The organism is Streptomyces sp. P9-A2 (assembly GCF_036634175.1).
Lineage (GTDB): Bacteria > Actinomycetota > Actinomycetes > Streptomycetales > Streptomycetaceae > Streptomyces > Streptomyces pratens.
In genome coordinates, this window is the sequence record NZ_JAZIFX010000001.1 from 5,010,895 (window position 1) to 5,029,713 (window position 18,819).

The window sequence follows — 18,819 nt, forward strand, 5'->3', positions numbered from 1 at the left end:
GCCCTCGTGCCGGGCCACGCCCTCGTGCGAACGCCCGTACCCCGGGCCAGGTCCGTACCCCGGGCCAGGCCCGCGCCCCGAGCCACGTCTTCGCGCCGGGCCATGTCCTCGTGCGAACGCCCGTACCCCGGTGGATTCCCCCGACCGGATGATGGACGCCACGCCCCGCCCTCCGCGCCGCCCGGTAGGCTGGCCGACGGGCCGTGACTGGCGTGCTGGGATGGGACCGACCATCGGGGAGCGGCCCCCGGGCCGTGCTGTGGGCCCGGTACGAGTGCCGTGCGCCTGGGCCGCCATGCCGTGAACGCCGAACGCCACGTCCGGAGGTCCCTCATGCCCACCGAGCCCCTCTCCACCGCTTCCACCGCCTTCCGCTCCGCCCTCGACGTGATCCGCGCCGTCGAGCCGCGCGTCGCCGACGCCATCAGCCAGGAGGTCGCCGACCAGCGCGAGATGCTCAAGCTGATCGCCTCCGAGAACTACGCCTCCCCGGCCACCCTCCTGGCGATGGGCAACTGGTTCAGCGACAAGTACGCCGAGGGCACCGTCGGCCGCCGCTTCTACGCCGGCTGCCGCAACGTCGACACCGTCGAGTCGCTGGCCGCCGAACACGCCAAGGAGCTTTTCGGCGCCCGCCACGCCTACGTCCAGCCGCACTCCGGCATCGACGCCAACCTGGTCGCCTTCTGGTCCGTGCTCGCCCAGCGCGTCGAGGTCCCCGCTCTGGAGAAAGCCGGCGTCCGCCAGGTCAACGACCTCTCCGACGGGGACTGGGCCGAGCTGCGCCGCGCCTTCGGCAACCAGCGCATGCTCGGCATGTCCCTGGACGCCGGCGGCCACCTCACCCACGGCTTCCGCCCGAACATCTCAGGAAAGATGTTCGACCAGCGCTCCTACGGCACCGACCCGGCCACCGGCCTCATCGACTACGAGGCCCTGCGCACCTCCGCCCGCGAGTTCAAGCCGCTGATCATCGTCGCCGGGTACTCCGCGTACCCCCGTCTGGTGAACTTCCGGATCATGCGCGAGATCGCCGACGAGGTCGGTGCCACGCTCATGGTCGACATGGCGCACTTCGCCGGTCTCGTCGCCGGCAAGGTCCTCACCGGCGACTTCGACCCGGTGCCGCACGCCCAGATCGTCACCACCACCACCCACAAGTCGCTGCGCGGCCCGCGCGGCGGCATGGTCCTGTGCGACGACTCCCTCAAGGATCAGGTCGACCGCGGCTGCCCGATGGTTCTGGGCGGCCCGCTCCCGCACGTCATGGCCGCCAAGGCGGTCGCCCTGGCGGAGGCCCGGCAGCCCGCCTTCCAGGACTACGCCCAGCGCATCGTGGACAACTCCCGCGCCCTCGCCGAGGGCCTGATGAGCCGCGGCGCCACCCTGGTCACCGGCGGCAGTGACAACCACCTCAACCTGATCGACGTCGCCGCCTCCTACGGCCTCACCGGCCGGCAGGCCGAGGCCGCCCTGCTCGAGTCGGGCATCGTCACCAACCGCAACTCCATCCCGGCCGACCCGAACGGCGCCTGGTACACCTCCGGCATCCGCATCGGCACCCCCGCACTGACCACGCGCGGCCTGGGCACCGCCGAGATGGACGAGGTCGCCGCCCTCATCGACCGCGTACTGACCACCACGGAGCCCGGCACCACCAGCAAGGGTGCCCCCTCCAAGGCCCAGCACATCCTCGACGCGAAGGTCGCGGACGAGATCTCCCGCCGCGCCACCGACCTGGTCGCCGGTTTCCCGCTGTACCCGGAGATCGACCTCGGCTGAGGAGTTCCTTCTCGACGCGTCCCATGGCGGTCCGGCCATGTGCCGGGCCGCCATGCGCCGTCGTCAGGCGTCCAGCAGCTCCTGCCTCGGTCCCGGATCCTCCCGGTCCTTCCGCCGGCGGATCAGCGGCAACCGCAACACGTACGGGCGCAGCACCAGGGCCAGTGCCGCTCCGGCCGCCAGGCCCGGTATCGCCCACCACCAGTCGGTGCCGTCGCCCGTCGCCGGTGCGGCGTGGGTCTCGGAGGCTGCCGCGGCCGCACCCTGGTCCGTCCCGGGGCCGGCCTGTTCCGTTCCCGACCCGGCCTGCTCCGTCTGCCACGGTGCCGGGTAGAACCCGGGGGCCGATCCCGTGCCTGCCCTCTTGCCCATCACGCCCAGCTCGAACAGGAACTTGTGCACATCCGACGAGTGCTCGGCGCGATGCCAGAGGCCGTTCGGCGTTTCGGCGAGATGCCCCGCCGTGTGTATCCACGTGTACTGGCCCATGTCCGCCAGGAAGACCCGGTCCACACGCCAGGGCGTCACATCGTGCACCATCCACGTCACGTTGATCAGCCGGGCCGAGGCCGAGGGTGCCTCCGGCGGCTTCTCCCGCACGCCCGTGCCGATCGAGCCGAGCAGCCGCTCCAACTCGGCATACCTCTTGTCGTCGTGATACAGGGACGCGGTCTCCCCGCTCTCCGGCGAGACCACCAGCACGCTCGTCGGCCCCCCGGCCGAGGCGGGCGACGCCCCCCACACCATCAGGGCCATCGCCGCCGTCAACGCGCCCATGCCCGCCGTAAGACGTCGAACCCTGCATGTCCATCCGCGCATCCGGACCCCCACTCGGCCGGTCGATCCCCGTACGGCCCACGCATGGGCCGCCTGTCACTTCTGGTACACCGCCCGACCCGCCGGGGTTCCCAGCCGGGCAGACCCAATTCCGGGGCGCACCCGGACATCTGGCCGGCTGTCAGCCCGCCGCCCCGCCCAGCTCCTCCACGGATTCCGCGATCTCCAGCGCCCGTGTCTTCGAGGCCTCCCCCTCCAGCCGGAGCGTCACCTCACCCGCATCCCCCACACCGGCGGTCCCGCCGCGGTCGGTCCACAGCAGGGTCGGCCCGGCGGTGCGCTTCTCCCGGGTGAACCGGTGGCCGTCCGCGTCCACCAGCCAGAAGCTCAGAAGATGCGGCCGTGGGAACCACAGCGCCGGATCCGGCACACCGCCCTCGGAGCCCTCTCCGCCGAGTGGCAACCGCACCGGCTGCTCCCGCACGCTCTTGGTGAACGTGAAGTCCAGACGGGCCGGAAACTCGTCCAGCCGGATCGCGCGCCCCTGCTCCCGCCAGCACAGGCTCACCATGAACCGGCCGCGCGGCAGCCCGCTCACCGTCACCGCGTCCGGAGCACCCAGCGCCTCCGGCACCAGCGGTGCGAAACCGGCCTGCCGCTCCGCCTGGGCGAGCGACAGCGACCGCCCGCAGCCCGGCACCTCGGCGTCCGGAGAAGGCACCGCCGACGGGTCGTACCGCACCTCCACCCCGCCGAAGCCGAACCAGTCGGACACCGCCGCCCGCACCGGCGGCGTCAACGCGAGCACCATCAGCAGTCCGCACAGCGTGGCGGCCAGCGACCGCCACCGCGCCCGCGCCCAGCTCCGCGCCCCCCGCAGCCGCTCCGCGGCACCCGGCGGCCCGGTTACCGCAACGGGCACGTCCTCGGTGAGTATCCGCTCCAGCACCCGCTCGACCATCGACTCGGGCCCGCCCGCGCCCCCCTGCCCGTCCAGGGACCGGCCGAGCGCCCGCAGCTCCTCTCGCAGCCGGGCGGTCTCGGCGCGCCCGCCCTTGGTGGCGTCGCCATCGTCGTACGACTCGCTCATGCTCGGTTGTCACCCACTTCCCGGGGCCGGAAGTCCGGCAGCAGACGCTCCAGCTTCCGCAGGGCGCGGTTCAGCCGCGACTTCACCGTGCCCCGGGGCCAGCCCAGGGCCTGGGCGGTCTCCCGCTCGTCCATCTCCAGCAGATAGCGGTAGGTGACGACCAGACGATGCTCCTCGCTCAGCTTCTCCAGAGCGGCCATCAGGGCGGCGCGGCGCTCCGTCTCCAGCGTCGCCACCGCCGGATCCGCCGATTCCGGTATCACCGGCTCCGTCTCCGCGAACGCCGCCTCGCGGCCGGCGAGGCTGTACCGGCGGGCCGCCGCGCGCACGGTGTTCCTCGTCTCATTGGCCACGATCGACAGCAGCCACGGCCGGAACGCCATGTCCTCCCGGAACCTGCCCAGCGCGCAGTACGCCTTGACGAAGGCTTGCTGCACCACGTCCTCCGCGTCCGCACCCGCCCCGAGCGCGGTGGCCGCCCTGAGCGCGATGCCCGTATGGGCTCGCACCAGCTCCGCATACGCCTCCGGCTCTCCGGCGCGCACCCGTGTGATCACCGCGGTCTCATCGACGATGCGGCCCCCCTCCCGCGTCCTCACACTCTTGTTACACCGCCGGGGACGATCCGGTTCCCACCTGTTTCCGGTCGGTTCCGGACCGCTCTCGGGAACCTGAGAGAATAGGGGCCATGGCCTCTGAAAGTCCTCGCGTGCTCTCCGGAATCCAGCCCACCGCAGGCTCGTTCCACCTCGGCAACTACCTCGGCGCCGTCCGCCAGTGGGTGGCCCTGCAGGAGACGCACGACGCGTTCTACATGCTCGCCGACCTGCACGCGATCACGGTCACGCAGGACCCGGCCGAGCTGCGGGCCAACACCCGGCTCGCCGCCGCCCAGCTGCTGGCCTCCGGACTCGACCCGGACCGCTGCACGCTTTTCGTCCAGAGCCATGTCCCCGAGCACGCACAGCTCGGCTGGGTCATGAACTGCCTCACCGGCTTCGGCGAGGCCTCCCGTATGACCCAGTTCAAGGACAAGTCAGCCCGGCAGGGTGCCGACCGCGCCTCCGTCGGCCTGTTCACGTACCCGGTCCTCCAGGTGGCCGACATCCTGCTCTACCAGGCGAACGAGGTGCCGGTGGGCGAGGACCAGCGCCAGCACATCGAGCTCACCCGCGACCTCGCCGACCGCTTCAACGGCCGGTTCGGTCCGACCTTCACCGTCCCGAAGCCGTACATCCTCAAGGAGACGGCGAAGATCTACGACTTCCAGGACCCGACGGTCAAGATGAGCAAGTCGGCGTCCACGCCGAAGGGCCTCATCAACCTCCTGGACGAGCCGAAGGCCACTGCCAAGAAGGTGAAGAGCGCGGTCACCGACACCGACACCGTGATCCGCTACGACGTCGAGAACAAGCCGGGTGTGAGCAACCTCCTCACGGTCCACTCGACCCTCACCGGCACGAGCGTCGCCGAGCTGGAGGAGCGTTACGCCGGCAAGGGCTACGGCGCGCTGAAGACGGACCTCGCCGAGATCATGGTCGAGTTCGTGACCCCGTTCAAGGAGCGCACCCAGCAGTACCTGGACGACCCCGAGACGCTCGACTCGATCCTGGCCAAGGGCGCCGAGAAGGCCCGCGCCGTCGCCGCGGAGACCCTCGCCCTGGCCTACGAGCGGGTGGGTTTCCTGCCCGCCAAGCACTGACCCGGCCCCCGGCCCGATTCCGATCCCGGCTCCGGCTTCGGTCACCACGGAACTGAACGCGGACCCGGTACCGACTCGTACCACCGGGTGAGCGCCGTACATCACTCCGGCTGCGCCTGCCCGGGAGCGGGCCGTGGTCGTACAGTCGGTACGAGGGCGGCCGCTCCGGCGGTCACCCGCTGTGTGCCGGACCGGTATCACCACCCGGACCGGCACCACCACAACGGAAACGACGGCAACGACGGAACGAAGGAGACGACGTGGGGACCGTAACGATCGGTGTGTCGATCTCGGTCCCGGAGCCTCACGGCAGCCGGCTTCAGCAGCTGCGCGCGGGCTTCGGTGACGCCGCTGCTCACGGTATCCCCACGCATGTCACCCTGTTGCCGCCGACGGAGGTCGACGAGGGCGACCTGCCGGCCATCGAGACGCATCTGAGCGAGGTCGCCGCGACCGGCCGCCCGTTCCCCATGCGGCTCTCCGGCACCGGCACCTTCCGGCCCCTGTCACCGGTCGTGTTCGTCCAGATCGTGGAGGGCGCCGAGGCCTGCACCTGGCTGCAGAAGCAGGTCCGCGACGCGTCCGGTCCCGTCCCGCGGGAGCTGCAGTTCCCGTACCACCCGCACGTCACCGTGGCGCACGGCATCGAGGAGGCGGCGATGGACCGCGCCTTCGAGGAACTCGCCGACTACGAGGCGCGGTGGCCCTGCACCGGGTTCGCGCTCTACGAACAGGGCGCCGACGGGGTGTGGCGCAAGCTGCGGGAGTTCCCGTTCGGCTCGCTGGTGGTGCCCCCGCAGCCCGGCCGCGCCGATCGGGGCTCCGTCACCGCGCGCTGATCTTTGTGACCTCAGGCCCCCGCAGGGTCTCCGGCCCGCATGACCTCCGGCCCCGCATGATCTCCGGCCCGCAGGGCCTCAGGCCGGCAGCCGCCGGAACACCGCCCGGGGCAGGTGCCGCAGCGCCGACATCACCACGCGCAGCCTGCCCGGCACCCACACCGTTTCCGCGCGGCGGCGCAGCCCCAGCTCGACCGCCGTCGCGACCGCCTCCGGGGTGGTGGTGAGCGGGGCCCCGCGCGAAGCGCCGGCCGTCCGGGTACGGACGAAGCCGGGGCGTACGACCATGACGCGCGCGCCCGTGCCGTACAGCGCGTCGCCGAGGCCCTGGGCGAAGGTGTCCAGGCCGGCCTTGCTGGAGCCGTAGATGAAGTCCGCGCGGCGGGCCCGCTCACCGGCGACGGACGACAGCACCACCAGGCAGCCGTGCCCCTGGTTCTGGAGGGCGCCCGCGCACACGAGGCCCGAGGAGACCGCGCCGGTGTAGTTGGTCTGCGCGACCCGGACTGCGGCCCGGGGCGACCGCTCGTCATGGGCCTGGTCGCCGAGGGTGCCGAAGGCGAGCAGCACCATGTCGATGTCACCGTCCGTGAAGGCCTCGCCGAGGACATTCTCGTGGGAGGCGGGGTCGAGGGCGTCGAAGGCGATGACGCGCACCTGGGCGCCCAGGCCGCGCAACTGCTCCGCGGCCTGTTCCAGCGCGGGGGAGAGCCGGCCCGCCAGCCACACCGTGCGGGTGCGGCGGGCGATCAGCCGGCGGGCCGTGGCCAGGGCGATCTCGGACGTACCGCCGAGGACGAGCAGGGACCGGGGCAGCCGGGCCGCGGCGGGAGCGATGCGGTCCCATCCCGCGGGGGAGACGGTGTCATCAGGCATGCCGGTGACCGTATCGCCCCTATATGGGCGATTGGTTTTGAAACCTTGCGCCACTCGTCGGAACGGGTGATTAATGGGATGTCGCTCCGGACATGGGATTTCCCCCGCAGGGGCAAGGACGGTTCATGGACTGGCTGAAGAAACTCCCGGTGGTCGGCCCGTGGGCCACGCGGCTGATGCTCACGCACGCGTGGCGGTCCTACGAGCGGATGGAGCGGGCGCACTGGACCCGGCTGGCCGCCGCGATGACGTTCACCAGCTTCGTCGCACTGTTCCCGCTGCTCACCGTCGCCGCCGCGATCGGCGCCGCCATGCTCAGCCAGGAGCAGCAGGACACCCTCCAGGACAAGCTCACCGAGCAGGTGCCCGGTATCTCCGACCAGCTGGACATCGGGAGCCTGGTGGAGAACGCCGGCGCCGTCGGCCTCATCGCCGGTGCCGCCCTGCTGTTCATCGGCATCAGCTGGGCCGGATCGATGCGGGAGTGCCTGCGCGCGGTGTGGGAGCTGTCCGACCCGGAGGAGAACCCCGTCCTGCGCAAGGCCAAGGACGCGGGCATCCTGGTCGGGCTCGGCGGCGCGGTCCTGGTCACCCTGGTCGCCTCCACGGTCGCCTCGACGGCGGTCGGCTGGATCAGTGACGCCATCGGGCTGGAGAAGGGCGGCTGGGGCGGGATCGTGCTGCGGATCGCTGCCTTCGCCGTCGCCGCGGGCGCCGACTTCCTGCTCCTGCTGTACGTCCTGTCACCGCTGCCCGGGGTCGAACCCGCCCGCCGCCGTCTGGTCGTGGCCGCGCTCATCGGCGCGGTCGGCTTCGAACTGTTGAAACTGCTGCTCAGCGGCTATATGCAGGGCGTGGCCGCGAAGAGCATGTACGGCGCGTTCGGGGTCCCGGTCGCCCTGCTGCTGTGGATCAACTTCACCATGAAACTGGTCGTGTTCTGCGCCGCCTGGACGGCGACGCAGAGCCGGGAGACCGAGGGAGTCACGGACGCGGACGACGGCGCACCAGATCCGGCAGCGGCCAGCGGCGGTTGACCAGGAACGCCCCGCCCGCGAGCAGTACCAGCACCCCGCCCGTGACGGCGAGCGCGGTGCCGACGCCGCCGGCCCCGCCGGCCGCGGCACTCGCCACCGGCTTGCCGTCCGCGGCGCCGAGCGTTCCCTCGCCCGTGCCGCCCGCCTCGCCGGGGGAGGCACTGGCACCCGGCCGGGCGCCGGCCCGCACGGCGCTCCTGGGCGGCACCAGCTCACCCACCGGATCGACCTTGCCGGCCGCCTCGAACCCCCAGTCGAACAGCTTCGCGGTCTCCTTGTAGACCCCGTTGCTCTCCTTCTTCTCCGGGTTCATCACGGTGACGAGCAGGACCCTGCCACCCTGCTCGGCGACACCGGTGAAGGTGGCACCCGCGTCGGTGGTGTTGCCGTTCTTCACTCCCGCTATGCCCTCGTAGACGGGCACGTCGTAGTCGCCGGACAGCAGCCGGTTGGTGCTCTGGATCTCGAAGGAACCGCGGACCTTCTTGCCCTTCTTGTTCTTCTTCGTCTCACCGGGGAAGTCCGCGCGGACCGTCGAGGCGTACTCCCGGAAGTCCTTCTTCTGCAGCCCGGAACGGGCGATCAGGGTCAGGTCGTACGCGGACGACGTCTGCCCCTCGGCGTCGTAACCGTCCGGGCTCACCACGGCCGTGTCGAGGGCCTGGAGCTCCTCGGCGTGCTCGTTCATCTCCTCGACGGTCTTCTCGACACCCCCGTTCATGGCAGCCAGCACCCGCACGGCGTCGTTGCCCGAGCGGAGGAAGACCCCGAGCCACAGGTCGTGGACGGTGTACGTCTCGTCCTCCTTGAGCCCCACCATGCTGGAACCGGAGCCGATGCCGGCCAGGTCGGAGGACTCGACCTTGTGCTCCGTCGAGCTGGGCCACTTCGGCAGCAGGGTGTCGGCGAACAGCATCTTCAGGGTGCTGGCCGGGGCCAGCTTCCAGTGCGCGTTGTGCGCGGCGAGCACCTCGCCCGACTCGGCGTCGGCGACGATCCAGGACCGGGCCGACAGGCCCTTCGGCAGCACCGGCACGCCGCTCGCGAGGTTGACCTGGGTCCCCGCCTGCCCGAGCCGGGCGCCGCCCACCGTCGACATCTTCGCCGGGGGAGCGGCCTTGGAGCCGTTCGGCTTCTTCGGCTTCTTCGAGCCCTTCGACGGGCTCTTGGACGGGCTCTTCGACGGGTCGGCCGAGGCCGTGGCCGAGGAGTCGGCCGAGGGTATGGACGAAGAGCCGGCCGACGGGCTCGGGGCTGCGAGGGCAACGGGAGCGGTCAGCGCGGTGGACAGAAATATGGCGGAAGTGACCAGCAGCGAGCGCCGGATGGAGTTTTTGGGTGCGGGCACGGTCGGAAACGTACATGCAGTGCCTGCGGAAGTCCCCACTCCCTCCCCACCCCGTGAACGGAACCGGACACCGGCCGGTGATACTGGACCCATGCCGTGCCCGCCCGGGGGACCACCCCCGGAGCCCCGGCCGAACCCGGGCGCCCGGCGTTGCGATGAAAGGTCAGATCTGGTGAAACTCAGCCGTCCCGTCTCCTGGTTCCTGCTCGCCTTCGGGGTATGGAGCTGGATCATCTGGATCACTTTCGTCAAGAACCTGGTCAAGGACGGCAGCGGGCTCGCCTTCGACGACGGCGAGCCGACGGCGTATTTCTGGGTCCATCTGCTGCTGGCCGTCGTCTCCTTCGTATTGGGGACGGTCGTCGGAGGCATCGGGTTGCGTGGTCTGCGCGCACTGAGCCGGACGTCACGGACGTCGTAACGGAAATCTGGGGAACACCGCACCGTGGTCATCGTCTTCGTACTCGTCGCGCTCCTGGTCCTGTCCGTCCTGGTGACGGGCAGCTGGTACCTGTGGCGCCGTCTGTTCCGCGACACGACCCGGGCTCCGGGCGCCGTGCGGCGCGTCGGCGTGGCGGTGATCGCCGGCGGCTGGGCGCTGACCTTCGCGGCGTTCTTCGCCACGCGCAGCGGTGTCCCGTTCTGGCTCAAGCAGGTCCTGGCCTGGCCCGGTTACCTCTGGCTGGCCCTGTGCCTCTACCTGTTCCTCGCGGTGCTCGTGGGCGAGGCCGTCCGCCCGGTGCTGCGCCGGGTCCTGGAGCACCGGGCACGGAGCACGGCAACGCCGCCGAGCCAGGAGCCGGCACCGATACCGGAGGGTGCGGCGGCCGCCGCACCCACGGCACCGTCAGGACCGCCCGCACCGGGAGCGTCACAGCCGACGGACGCGGACGCCCCCGCGCCGGCCGGCACCACGCCCCCCGCCCCCGCTGCCGACACCCCCGAGGACCTCGCCGGTCCGACGGACCCCGCCGGTCCCTCCCGGCGGCTGTTCGTCTCCCGGGTGGTCGCCGGGGCCGCCGCCGTGGCGGCCGTCGGGACGGTCGGGTACGGAACGTACGGCACGGTGCGCGGGCCGCAGGTGAAACGGGTCACCGTGCCGCTCGCCAAGCTGCCGCGCGCGGCGCACGGCTACCGGATCGCGGTCGTCAGCGACATCCACCTGGGGCCGATCCTCGGCCGGGGCTTCGCGCAGAAGGTCGTCGACACGATCAACTCCACCCAGCCCGACCTGATCGCGGTCGTCGGCGACCTGGTGGACGGCACGGTCAAGGAACTCGGCCCGGCCGCGGCCCCCCTCGCGCAGCTGAGGGCACGTCACGGCTCCTTCTTCGTCACGGGGAACCACGAGTACTTCTCCGGTGCCGAGGAGTGGGTCGACGAGGTGCGCCGGCTCGGCCTGAACCCGCTGGAGAACGCGCGCACACAACTCCCGCACTTCGACCTCGCCGGGGTGAACGACCTGGCCGGCGAGAACGAGGGCCAGGGGCCCGACTACGCGCGGGCGCTCGGCGACCGGGACCGGGCCCGCGCGTGCGTGCTCCTCGCCCACCAGCCGGTGATGGTCCACGAGGCCGTCGACCACGGCGTCGACCTCCAGCTCTCCGGCCACACCCACGGCGGCCAGCTCTGGCCCGCCAACTACCTCGCCGCCGCTGCCAATCCGACCCTCGCGGGCCTGGACCGCTACGGCGACACCCAGCTGTACGTCAGCCGTGGCGCCGGCGCCTGGGGCCCGCCGACCCGGATCGGCGCGCCGTCGGACATCACGGTGATCGAACTGGCGTCGAAGCAGACCTGACGGCGGTGACCGCAGGCCACGGGACCGCCTCGGGGCCTACGGTGCGGCCTCGGCGGCCTCGGCGGCCTCGGCGGCCTCGGCGGCCTCGACGGCGTTGTGCGTCTCGTCCGGCACCGACGTTTCCGCCCGCGCCGGCAGGGTCACCGTCACCGCCAGGCCCTCGCCCGGGGCCGTCCGTACCGTCACCTCGCCGCCGTGCGTGTGGACCACGCCCTGCACGATCGCCATGCCCAGCCCGCTGCCCGCCCCGCCGCCGGCCCGGAAGAAGCGGTCGAAGAGGCGCGCCGCGTCCTGCGCGCCGAGCCCCGGCCCGTCGTCCGCCACGCACAGCCGCACGACGCCGCCGGCGCGGGTCACCCCGAGCCGTACCGGCACCTCGGCGGGCGTGTGCGTGCGCACGTTGCCCAGCAGGTTTCCCAGCACCTGCCGCAGCCCGGACTCGTCGGCCCGTACCAGCACCGCACCGCCGGCGTCGACGGTCACCGGCCGCTCCGGCTGCTGCACCCGCAGGTCCTCGGCGGCGTCCCGCACCAGCCGGCACACGTCCACGTTCCGCAGCCGCAGTTCGGGCCGCTGGTCGAGGCGGGCCAGCACGAGCAGCTCGTCCACGAGCCGCGCCATGCGGTCGGACTCCGCCAGCATCCTGTCCCAGGCCCGGCGCCGCTCCGCCGGCTCGCGCAGCATCCCCCGGTCGTACAACTGGAGGTAGCCGCGGATCGCGGCCAGCGGGGTGCGCAGTTCGTGCGAGGCGTCGGCCACGAACCGGCGCAGCTGGGCCGCGCTGCGCTCGCGCGTGCGGTACGCCGACTCGACCTGCTGGAGCATCGAGTTCAGGGCGAGCCGCAGCTGCTCCACCTCCAGGATGGGGTCCCGGCTGGAGGGCACGCGCCGGGTCAGATCGCCCTCGGCGATCGCCGACGAGGTCTCCACCATGTCCTCCAGCGGCCGCATCCGGCGGCGGACGCTGACCATCGTCAGACAGGCCAGCAGCGCGAGCAGCAGTGTCCCGATGGCCGCGTCGAGCCTGATCGCCTTGGCGACCCCCGCGTGCAGCGACTCGGTGGAGGTGGCGATCAGGACGTACGTGCCGTCCCCGAGCTGTGTGGCCGTCGCGCGGTAGGCGGCGCCCCGGACGGTGAGGTCGTGCGGCTCGGGGTCCCGGGCCAGGGTGCGCGGGTCGCCCACCTCGTCGGCCAGGGCGCGCTGGGCGGCGGTCGGTTCGAGGCCGAGGATGCCCACGGCCTCGCCCCCGGGACCGACGGCGGCGAAGATCGAGTCGGGGCGGTTCTCCCCGTTCCACTCCGGGTGCACCCGTTCGGTGAAGAAGCTCAGCACGCTCAGCGAGTCGATCTGCCGCAGGGTCAGCTGGGAACCGCCGAGCGAATCGCGGTTCTGGGTCAGCTCCGTGTCGATCTGGTCGAGCAGGTAGTAGCGCATGACCAGCACGCTCACCAGGGTCGCCGCCGTGATGCCGATGGCGAGCAGCACCAGGTTCGCCAGCGTCAGCCGGCCGCGCAGGGAGTGGACGCCCCGCTCGCAGCACATCAGGCGGCGCAGCCGGGAGAGGTGAGGGCCGCGGCGGGGTCGCGGCTTCGGCGCCCTCACGTCAGGCCGTATCCGACCCCGCGCCGGGTGGTGATCACCGGCGGTCCCAGGGTGTCGAGTTTGCGGCGCAGGTAGCTGATGTAGGTCTCGACGACGGTCGACTCCGGCGGAGTGTGCTCGTACTGCCAGACGTGGCGCAGCAGTTGGTCCTTGGGCACGATCCGGCCGCCGTTGCGCACCAGGAAGCGCAGCAGGGCGTACTCGGTGGGGGTCAGTTCGACCGAACGGCCCGCGCGGCGCACCGAGTACGTCGTCTCGTCCAGCTCCAGGTCGCCGTGGCGCAGCGGTGCCCGCTGCGGCAGGACGTCGGCGGGCCGGGTCCGGCGCAGTACCGCGGTGACCCGTGCGACGACCTCGTCGATGTTGAACGGCTTGGTGATGTAGTCGTCGCCGAAGCCGAGCGCGCCGACGATCTCCGCCGGGGCGTCCCGGGCGGTGAGGAACACCAGCGCCAGCTCCGGCCGGCGCAGCCGCAGTTCACGGCCCAGTCCGCGGCCGTCGCCGTCCGGCAGCATCACGTCGAGCAGGGCCGCGTCGGGCCTGGTGTGCTCGGTCAGCGCGAGCGCCTCGCGGACGGTGCCGGCCGTCATGACCTCGAAGCGGTGATAACGCAGGGCGATGGCGAGGACATCGGCGATGCTCTCCTCGTCCTCCACCACCAGCACGGTTCCCGGAGCCGTCGTCATGCTCCCAGTATCGGTGCGGACGCCCGCGGCCGTACCGCTTCCCGCTTTGGAGTTCCTTGAGAGTCCCGGGCGAGCCGTGCCCCCGCGCGGGGCCCGTCGTCGATCCTGCTGCGAGGACCTGGGGGACCTCGGAGCGACGAAGGAGCTTGAACGTGGCGGTACTGGCACGCTGGTGCTATCGGCACCGGCTGGTGGTCGTGTTGCTGTGGGTGGGGGCGCTGCTCGGACTGGGGGCGGCGGCGAGCAGCGCGGGAACGAACTACGCGAATGTCTTCTCCCTGCCGGACACGGACTCCAAGCGGGCGTACGACCTGATGGAGAAGGCGTTCCCGGAACGCGCCGGCGACACCGACACCGTGGTGTGGAAGGTCGAGGACGGTTCCGTGCGGGACGCGTCCGTGCGGTCCCGGATGGAGCCCGCGCTGGCGGCGATCGGGCGCATGGAGGGCGTCGGTGACGTCACCGGCCCCTACGGGCCGCAGGGCGCGGCCCAGATCAGCCGGGACGGGCGGACCGCGTACGCGCAGGTCACCTTCGCCGAACAGGCGGACGCCGTCCCGAAGGAACTCGTCGAGGACGTCGTCGACACGGCCGAGGACGCCGCGGGCGACGGACTCCGGGTGGAGCTGGGCGGCCAGGCCATCACGCGGGTCCAGGAGCCGCCCACCGGCACGGCCGAGCTGGTCGGCGTCCTCGCCGCCGCCGTGGTGCTGTTCGTGGCGTTCGGCTCGCTGCTCGCGATGCTGCTGCCGATCGTGATCGCCGTGTTCGGCGTCGGCACCGGCATGTTCGGCACCCAGCTGATCAGCCATGTCACGAACGTGCCCGAACTCGCCTCGCTGCTGTCGACGCTGATCGGTCTCGGGGTGGGTATCGACTACGCCCTGTTCATCGTCACCCGGCACCGGCGCGGCATCCTGCGCGGCGACGACCCGGAGGAGGCCGCCGTCACCGCGCTCGACACCTCCGGGCGGGCGGTGCTGTTCGCGGGCGGCACGGTGTGCATCGCGCTGGCCGGCATGCTGGTGACGAACCTGCGTTTCCTGGACGGCGTCGTCATCGGCACGTCGCTGACCGTGGTGCTGAGCGTGCTCGCGGCCGTCACCCTGCTGCCGGCGCTGCTGGGGCTGCTCGGCCACCGGGTGCTCAGCCGCCGCCAGCGCCGCACGCTCGCCGCGCGCGGCCCGGAGACGGACCGGACCACCGGACTCGCGGCCCGCTGGGCCGCCGGCGTCGAACGCCGCCCGCGGTCCACCGCCCTCCTCGCCGTGGTCCTGATGGCCGCGCTCGCCGTCCCGCTGCTGTCGCTGCGCCTGGGCACCGTGGACCAGGGCAACGACGGGGCGTCCACGACCACCAGGAAGGCCTACGACCTGCTCGCCGAAGGCTTCGGGCCCGGCTTCAACGGCCCGCTCCAGGTGGTCGTGGACGGCGAGGCGTCGAACAGCCTGGTGACGGCCGTCGAGCGGACCGAGGGCGTCGCCCAGGTCGCCTCGATGCCACCCGCGAACGGCGTCACCGTCATCCAGGTCGTCCCCACGACCTCACCGCAGGACGAGCGGACGGACCGGCTCATCGACGTCCTGCGCGAGGACGTGATCCCCGAAGCGGGGGTCCGGGCCCACGTCGGCGGCGTCACGGCGGTGTCGAAGGACTTCGCGTCCGTGACGGGGGACCGGCTGCCGCTCTTCATCGGCACGATCATCGGCCTGGGCTTCCTGCTCCTGCTGCTCGCGTTCCGCTCCCTGGTGGTGCCGCTGACGGCCGCCGTGATGAACCTGCTCGCGGCGGCGGCCTCCTTCGGCGTCCTGGTGGCGATCTTCCAGTGGGGCTGGGGCCTGGACCTGCTCGGTTTCGGCAGGGAGGGCCCCATCGCGGCCTTCCTGCCGATCATCATGCTGTCGCTGCTGTTCGGGCTCTCCATGGACTACCAGGTGTTCCTGGTGAGCCGGATGCATGAGGAATGGGTGCACACCCGGGACAACGCCCGCGCGGTGCGCGTCGGCCTCGCGGAGACCAGCCGCGTCATCAACTCCGCGGCCCTGATCATGGTGTGCGTCTTCCTCGCCTTCGTGCTCAGCGGCGACTACGCGGCGGGCATGGCGGGCGTGGGGCTCGCCGCGGCCGTCGCCCTGGACGCGTTCATCCTGCGTACGGCGCTGGTACCGGCCGTGATGCATCTGATCGGCAAGGCCAACTGGTGGCTGCCGGCGGGGCTGGAGAAGCGGCTGCCGCATCTCGCGGTCGAACCGAAGGAGAAGGAGGAGGAGGGCGGCTCGGGCGTGGTTCCGGACACCCGGGCCCCCGGCGAGGGGGCCGCTCCGGCCGCCTCGGTCGTGCACGGCTTCGTCCGCACCGTCGACGGCGACCCCGTGGACGGCGCGGCCGTCACCCTGCTGACCTCGGGCGGGCGGCAGGTGGACCGGGTCGTCTCCCTCGCCGACGGCTCGTACATCGTCTCCGTCCCGTCCCCCGGCACGTACCTGCTGGCGGTGACGGCGGCCCCGTACGGCTCCCGCGCGGGGCGGGTGACGGTGCCCGGCGGCCCGCTGGTGCACGACGTGGAACTCGCACCCGGTGAGGTGGACGCCGTCAACTGACCGGACCGGGGCGCCCGTCGCTGCCGGGGGGCGCTCCGTGGGACTCTTCGCCGTGGCCGGCGGGTGCTCCCTGGGACTCCTCGTCGTGGCCGGCGGGCGACCCCCGGTCCTTCGCCGGGTCCGGCAGCATCTTGGTCATCCCCGGCAGGAACTCCGTGAACATGTCGTGGACCTCGCGGACCAGCGGGCGCAGGACCCGGAAACGGGCCAGGGCGACGCCCCGCGCGGTGATGCGGGCGCCGCGCTCGGCGAGACGGTAACTGCGTTCACGGTCCTCGGTACGGTCGAAGATCCAGTACAGGACGAGGCCCATCTGCGCCAGCCACATCAGCTCCGGCAGCACCTCCCGCAGCTCCGGGGGCACCTTGGCCCCGGAACCGGCCAGCACCTCCTGGTGGACGCTGATCGCCTCCACGCGCGCGTGCTCCGACTCGGGCGAGAAGGGGCTGAGCGGGCTGTCCGGATCGGCGGCGTTCTTGAAGAACTGCACCGCGAACTCGTGGTACGGCGTGGCGATGTCCAGCCATGCCTTCAGCACGCCCGCGAACCGGGCCTCCAGATCGGTCTCCCGCTCCAGGGTCTCCCGGGCCACCCGCTGGTGCTCGGCGGCGATCCGGTCGTAGAACCCCTGGATCAGGTGTTCCTTGCCCTCGAAGTAGTAGTACGCGTTGCCGACGGAGACCCCGGCCTCCGTGGCGATGGCCCGCATGGTCGTCCTGCCGTACCCGCGTTCCTGGAACAGCCGCATGGCCGTCTCCAGGATCAGGGCGCGGGTCTGCTCGGACTTGCTGAGTGCGGCACCGTCACCGGGACCGTCGTTCTTCACGGACACGGACAGAGCTTAGGGCCTGCCCCCGGACACACAGGGCTCGCGGGCCTCCCGGGTGCTGCGGCGTCCGGTTCCTGCGGCGTCCGGCCCTTGCGGTGTCCGCCCCCGCGGTCTCGTGGTCCGTGCCGGCGAGGGGTGGGGCGCCCGCGCCGACCGGGCCTACGGCCGGCGGCTCAGTTCCGGGCGCTTGGTGTAGTCGGTCAGGCCGACCACGTTCCCCCAGGGGTCGGAGAACTCGACGGTCCAGCCGGTGGCGCCCGCGAACGGCCCGTCGAGCAGGCCGATCCCGGCGCTCTCCAGCGCCTCGGCGGCGACGCGGGCGTCCGGCACCTCCAGCCACAGCCGGGCGGAGGGCCGGGCCGGCGGTCGGCAGCCCAGGTCCTCCTCGTGCCGCAGCAGCACCCCGGGTGTCTCGCCGCCCACCTTCAGCAGGACGATCCCGGCCTCGTCCAGCCGGAAGCCGACCGGGAACCCGGCCCGGCCGTAGAATCCGACGGCTTCGTCGAGGTCTCCGACGGGCAGCAGCACATGGTCGAACCCGAGCAGTTCGTAGGACTCATCGTCTGACATGACGTCACATTAGGTGGTACCGGCGCAAAGCGGGCAGAGGTGGTGGCCGGGAGGCGGTGGGTCACTCGTCCGGGCGGACGGCCCCGGAACCCATCCGGCGGATCATGCGGGAAAGCTCCTGATCGGGTTCCGACTTCTCATTGCCGCCCGAGTCCTGCAAGATGACCGTCAGTTATCCGTATCTTTCAGGAGAGACCCACTGTGAGCGAGCAGCCGCAGCAGCCGTCCCCGCCGCCCGGCTTCGGCCCCCCGAATTCCGGCGGAGCCGGCCCGTCCGGCCCCTACGGCTACCCGCAGCCCGGATCCCAGCCGCCCGCCGGCGGGCACCAGCCGCCCGGCGGGTACCCCCCGCCGCCCGGTGGCTACCCGCCCCCGCCCGGCTTCCAGCAGCCCCCGCCCCCCGGGTTCTTCCCCGGTGCTCCCGACCCCGGCGCGCCCTACGGGTACGACCCCTACGGGCGTCCCCTTTCCGACAAGTCGAAGATCGTCGCCGGTCTCCTCCAGCTCTTCGTCGGCTCGTTGGGCATCGGCCGCTTCTACACCGGTTCGGTCGGCATCGGCATCGCCCAGCTGCTCACCTGCGGCGGGCTCGGCATCTGGTCGCTGATCGACGGCGTCATGTACCTGGTCAGCAACGACCGCACGGACTCCCAGGGGCGGATCCTGCGTGGCTGACGCGGCCTCGTCCGTCCCGTCCCGGGGGCGGCCGCGGTGGCATCCCGCGGTGGCCCCCGTCGCGGTACTGGCCGCGGGCGTGGCGGGGGCCGCCTACCTGTGGGGCACCGACCCGCACGAGCCGGGGCACCTCCTGCCCCGGTGCCCGCTGCGGGCCGTCACCGGCCTGCTGTGCCCGGCCTGCGGGGGCACGCGCATGGTGTACGACCTGATGAACGGTCAGTTCGCCGCCGCCTGGCTGGACAACAGGGCCCTGCTGCTCGCCGCGCCGTTCGCGCTGGCGCTGTGGGGGCGCTGGACGCTGGAAGGGCTGCGCGGCCGCGCCTGGGCGCCCCGGATCGCACCCCGGGTCCAGGCGGTGATCCTCGTGGCGGCGGTGGCCTGGACGGTGGCTCGCAACATCGTCTGAAATGCGCGAAAACCGGGCTTAGTTGATCACGGATAGAAAACATTCGACTTTTCACTTCCGCGTTCGAACGCCAGTCCCCTTACGCTCCTCTGACGCAGGGGGGACGGTTCGCGAACCGTGAGTTACAGCGCAGTAGTTGCGCGGGATCCGCACGCGGGTTTCCGGTGGTCCCTCCTGAGCCGTCCGGGCAACC

At 72.1% G+C, this 18,819-nt stretch carries 18 protein-coding genes; 9 read left to right on the plus strand and 9 right to left on the minus strand.

Annotated elements, in window-relative coordinates:
- The first annotated feature begins 333 nt into the window (after positions 1-333).
- On the plus strand, positions 334-1,782 hold the full coding sequence (locus tag V4Y04_RS22920) for a glycine hydroxymethyltransferase (protein ID WP_332430200.1): 1,449 nt from the start codon (positions 334-336) through the stop codon (positions 1,780-1,782).
- A gap of 63 nt (positions 1,783-1,845) precedes the next feature.
- On the opposite strand, the gene V4Y04_RS22925 is transcribed toward V4Y04_RS22920, so the two are convergent.
- The 3 genes from V4Y04_RS22925 to V4Y04_RS22935 form a co-directional block, all read right to left on the minus strand.
- Positions 1,846-2,559 (minus strand): hypothetical protein, encoded by a 714-nt coding sequence (locus V4Y04_RS22925; protein WP_332430201.1) that lies wholly within the window; start codon positions 2,557-2,559, stop codon positions 1,846-1,848.
- A 181-nt stretch (positions 2,560-2,740) separates the two neighbouring features.
- On the minus strand, positions 2,741-3,649 hold the full coding sequence (locus V4Y04_RS22930) for a hypothetical protein (protein WP_332430202.1): 909 nt from the start codon (positions 3,647-3,649) through the stop codon (positions 2,741-2,743).
- Positions 3,646-4,206, minus strand: a complete 561-nt coding sequence (locus tag V4Y04_RS22935) for an RNA polymerase sigma factor (protein ID WP_332430203.1) — start codon at positions 4,204-4,206, stop codon at positions 3,646-3,648. The genes V4Y04_RS22930 and V4Y04_RS22935 overlap by 4 nt, the downstream gene beginning before the upstream one ends.
- A gap of 131 nt (positions 4,207-4,337) precedes the next feature.
- Here V4Y04_RS22935 and trpS point away from each other — a divergent pair, with 131 nt between their 5' ends.
- Together trpS and V4Y04_RS22945 are read left to right on the plus strand one after the other, a co-directional pair.
- A complete protein-coding gene (gene trpS / locus V4Y04_RS22940; protein ID WP_332430204.1) occupies positions 4,338-5,351 on the plus strand; it encodes a tryptophan--tRNA ligase in 1,014 nt (337 codons plus the stop codon).
- 260 nt (positions 5,352-5,611) lie between these two features.
- Positions 5,612-6,190, plus strand: a complete 579-nt coding sequence (locus V4Y04_RS22945; protein ID WP_332430205.1) for a 2'-5' RNA ligase family protein — start codon at positions 5,612-5,614, stop codon at positions 6,188-6,190.
- Between the two features lie 78 nt (positions 6,191-6,268).
- Here V4Y04_RS22945 and V4Y04_RS22950 read toward each other — a convergent pair whose 3' ends face one another.
- Positions 6,269-7,066, minus strand: a complete 798-nt coding sequence (locus V4Y04_RS22950; RefSeq protein ID WP_332430206.1) for a decaprenylphospho-beta-D-erythro-pentofuranosid-2-ulose 2-reductase — start codon at positions 7,064-7,066, stop codon at positions 6,269-6,271.
- A 125-nt stretch (positions 7,067-7,191) separates the two neighbouring features.
- On the opposite strand from V4Y04_RS22950, the gene V4Y04_RS22955 reads away from it, so the two are divergent.
- Positions 7,192-8,103, plus strand: a complete 912-nt coding sequence (locus tag V4Y04_RS22955) for a YihY/virulence factor BrkB family protein (RefSeq protein ID WP_332430207.1) — start codon at positions 7,192-7,194, stop codon at positions 8,101-8,103.
- Here the strand turns inward: V4Y04_RS22955 and V4Y04_RS22960 are convergent.
- On the minus strand, positions 8,051-9,451 hold the full coding sequence (locus V4Y04_RS22960; protein ID WP_332430208.1) for a D-alanyl-D-alanine carboxypeptidase family protein: 1,401 nt from the start codon (positions 9,449-9,451) through the stop codon (positions 8,051-8,053). The genes V4Y04_RS22955 and V4Y04_RS22960 overlap by 53 nt on opposite strands.
- Positions 9,452-9,623: 172 nt before the next feature.
- On the opposite strand from V4Y04_RS22960, the gene V4Y04_RS22965 reads away from it, so the two are divergent.
- The gene (locus V4Y04_RS22965) at positions 9,624-9,872 is read left to right on the plus strand and encodes an SCO4848 family membrane protein (protein WP_055606233.1); all 249 of its coding nucleotides are present in this window, start codon (positions 9,624-9,626) and stop codon (positions 9,870-9,872) included.
- Positions 9,873-9,896: 24 nt separating this feature from the next.
- A complete protein-coding gene (locus tag V4Y04_RS22970) occupies positions 9,897-11,252 on the plus strand; it encodes a metallophosphoesterase (RefSeq protein WP_332430209.1) in 1,356 nt (451 codons plus the stop codon).
- A gap of 36 nt (positions 11,253-11,288) precedes the next feature.
- On the opposite strand, the gene V4Y04_RS22975 is transcribed toward V4Y04_RS22970, so the two are convergent.
- Together V4Y04_RS22975 and V4Y04_RS22980 are read right to left on the minus strand one after the other, a co-directional pair.
- Positions 11,289-12,797 carry a sensor histidine kinase gene (locus V4Y04_RS22975; protein WP_332432963.1) on the minus strand — a complete coding sequence of 503 codons (1,509 nt, stop codon included), beginning with the start codon at positions 12,795-12,797 and terminating at the stop codon, positions 11,289-11,291.
- A gap of 56 nt (positions 12,798-12,853) precedes the next feature.
- Complete coding sequence (locus V4Y04_RS22980) at positions 12,854-13,543, minus strand: response regulator transcription factor (protein ID WP_332430210.1); 690 nt, start codon at positions 13,541-13,543, stop codon at positions 12,854-12,856.
- Between the two features lie 161 nt (positions 13,544-13,704).
- Between V4Y04_RS22980 and V4Y04_RS22985 the strand changes: the two genes are divergently transcribed.
- The gene (locus tag V4Y04_RS22985) at positions 13,705-16,143 is read left to right on the plus strand and encodes an MMPL family transporter (protein WP_332432964.1); all 2,439 of its coding nucleotides are present in this window, start codon (positions 13,705-13,707) and stop codon (positions 16,141-16,143) included.
- Here the strand turns inward: V4Y04_RS22985 and V4Y04_RS22990 are convergent.
- Positions 16,136-16,975 (minus strand): TetR/AcrR family transcriptional regulator, encoded by an 840-nt coding sequence (locus tag V4Y04_RS22990; protein ID WP_332430211.1) that lies wholly within the window; start codon positions 16,973-16,975, stop codon positions 16,136-16,138. The two genes, V4Y04_RS22985 and V4Y04_RS22990, sit on opposite strands and share 8 nt — an antisense overlap.
- A gap of 156 nt (positions 16,976-17,131) precedes the next feature.
- A complete protein-coding gene (locus V4Y04_RS22995) occupies positions 17,132-17,542 on the minus strand; it encodes a VOC family protein (RefSeq protein WP_332430212.1) in 411 nt (136 codons plus the stop codon).
- A 201-nt stretch (positions 17,543-17,743) separates the two neighbouring features.
- Here V4Y04_RS22995 and V4Y04_RS23000 point away from each other — a divergent pair, with 201 nt between their 5' ends.
- Both V4Y04_RS23000 and V4Y04_RS23005 read left to right on the plus strand, forming a co-directional pair.
- The gene (locus tag V4Y04_RS23000) at positions 17,744-18,217 is read left to right on the plus strand and encodes a TM2 domain-containing protein (RefSeq protein ID WP_332430213.1); all 474 of its coding nucleotides are present in this window, start codon (positions 17,744-17,746) and stop codon (positions 18,215-18,217) included.
- Positions 18,218-18,266: 49 nt separating this feature from the next.
- Positions 18,267-18,626, plus strand: a complete 360-nt coding sequence (locus V4Y04_RS23005; RefSeq protein ID WP_443080063.1) for a DUF2752 domain-containing protein — start codon at positions 18,267-18,269, stop codon at positions 18,624-18,626.
- The last annotated feature ends 193 nt before the right edge of the window (positions 18,627-18,819 follow it).

Coding starts and splice junctions, on each gene's coding strand:
- V4Y04_RS22930 (WP_332430202.1), bottom strand. CDS start 3,649: ATGAGCGAGTCGTACGACGATGGCGACGCCACCAAGGGCGGGCGCGCC.
- V4Y04_RS22950 (WP_332430206.1), bottom strand. CDS start 7,066: ATGCCTGATGACACCGTCTCCCCCGCGGGATGGGACCGCATCGCTCCC.
- V4Y04_RS22955 (WP_332430207.1), top strand. CDS start 7,192: ATGGACTGGCTGAAGAAACTCCCGGTGGTCGGCCCGTGGGCCACGCGG.
- trpS (WP_332430204.1), top strand. CDS start 4,338: ATGGCCTCTGAAAGTCCTCGCGTGCTCTCCGGAATCCAGCCCACCGCA.
- V4Y04_RS22975 (WP_332432963.1), bottom strand. CDS start 12,797: ATGTGCTGCGAGCGGGGCGTCCACTCCCTGCGCGGCCGGCTGACGCTG.
- V4Y04_RS22925 (WP_332430201.1), bottom strand. CDS start 2,559: ATGGGCGCGTTGACGGCGGCGATGGCCCTGATGGTGTGGGGGGCGTCG.
- V4Y04_RS22980 (WP_332430210.1), bottom strand. CDS start 13,543: ATGACGACGGCTCCGGGAACCGTGCTGGTGGTGGAGGACGAGGAGAGC.
- V4Y04_RS22920 (WP_332430200.1), top strand. CDS start 334: ATGCCCACCGAGCCCCTCTCCACCGCTTCCACCGCCTTCCGCTCCGCC.
- V4Y04_RS22995 (WP_332430212.1), bottom strand. CDS start 17,542: ATGTCAGACGATGAGTCCTACGAACTGCTCGGGTTCGACCATGTGCTG.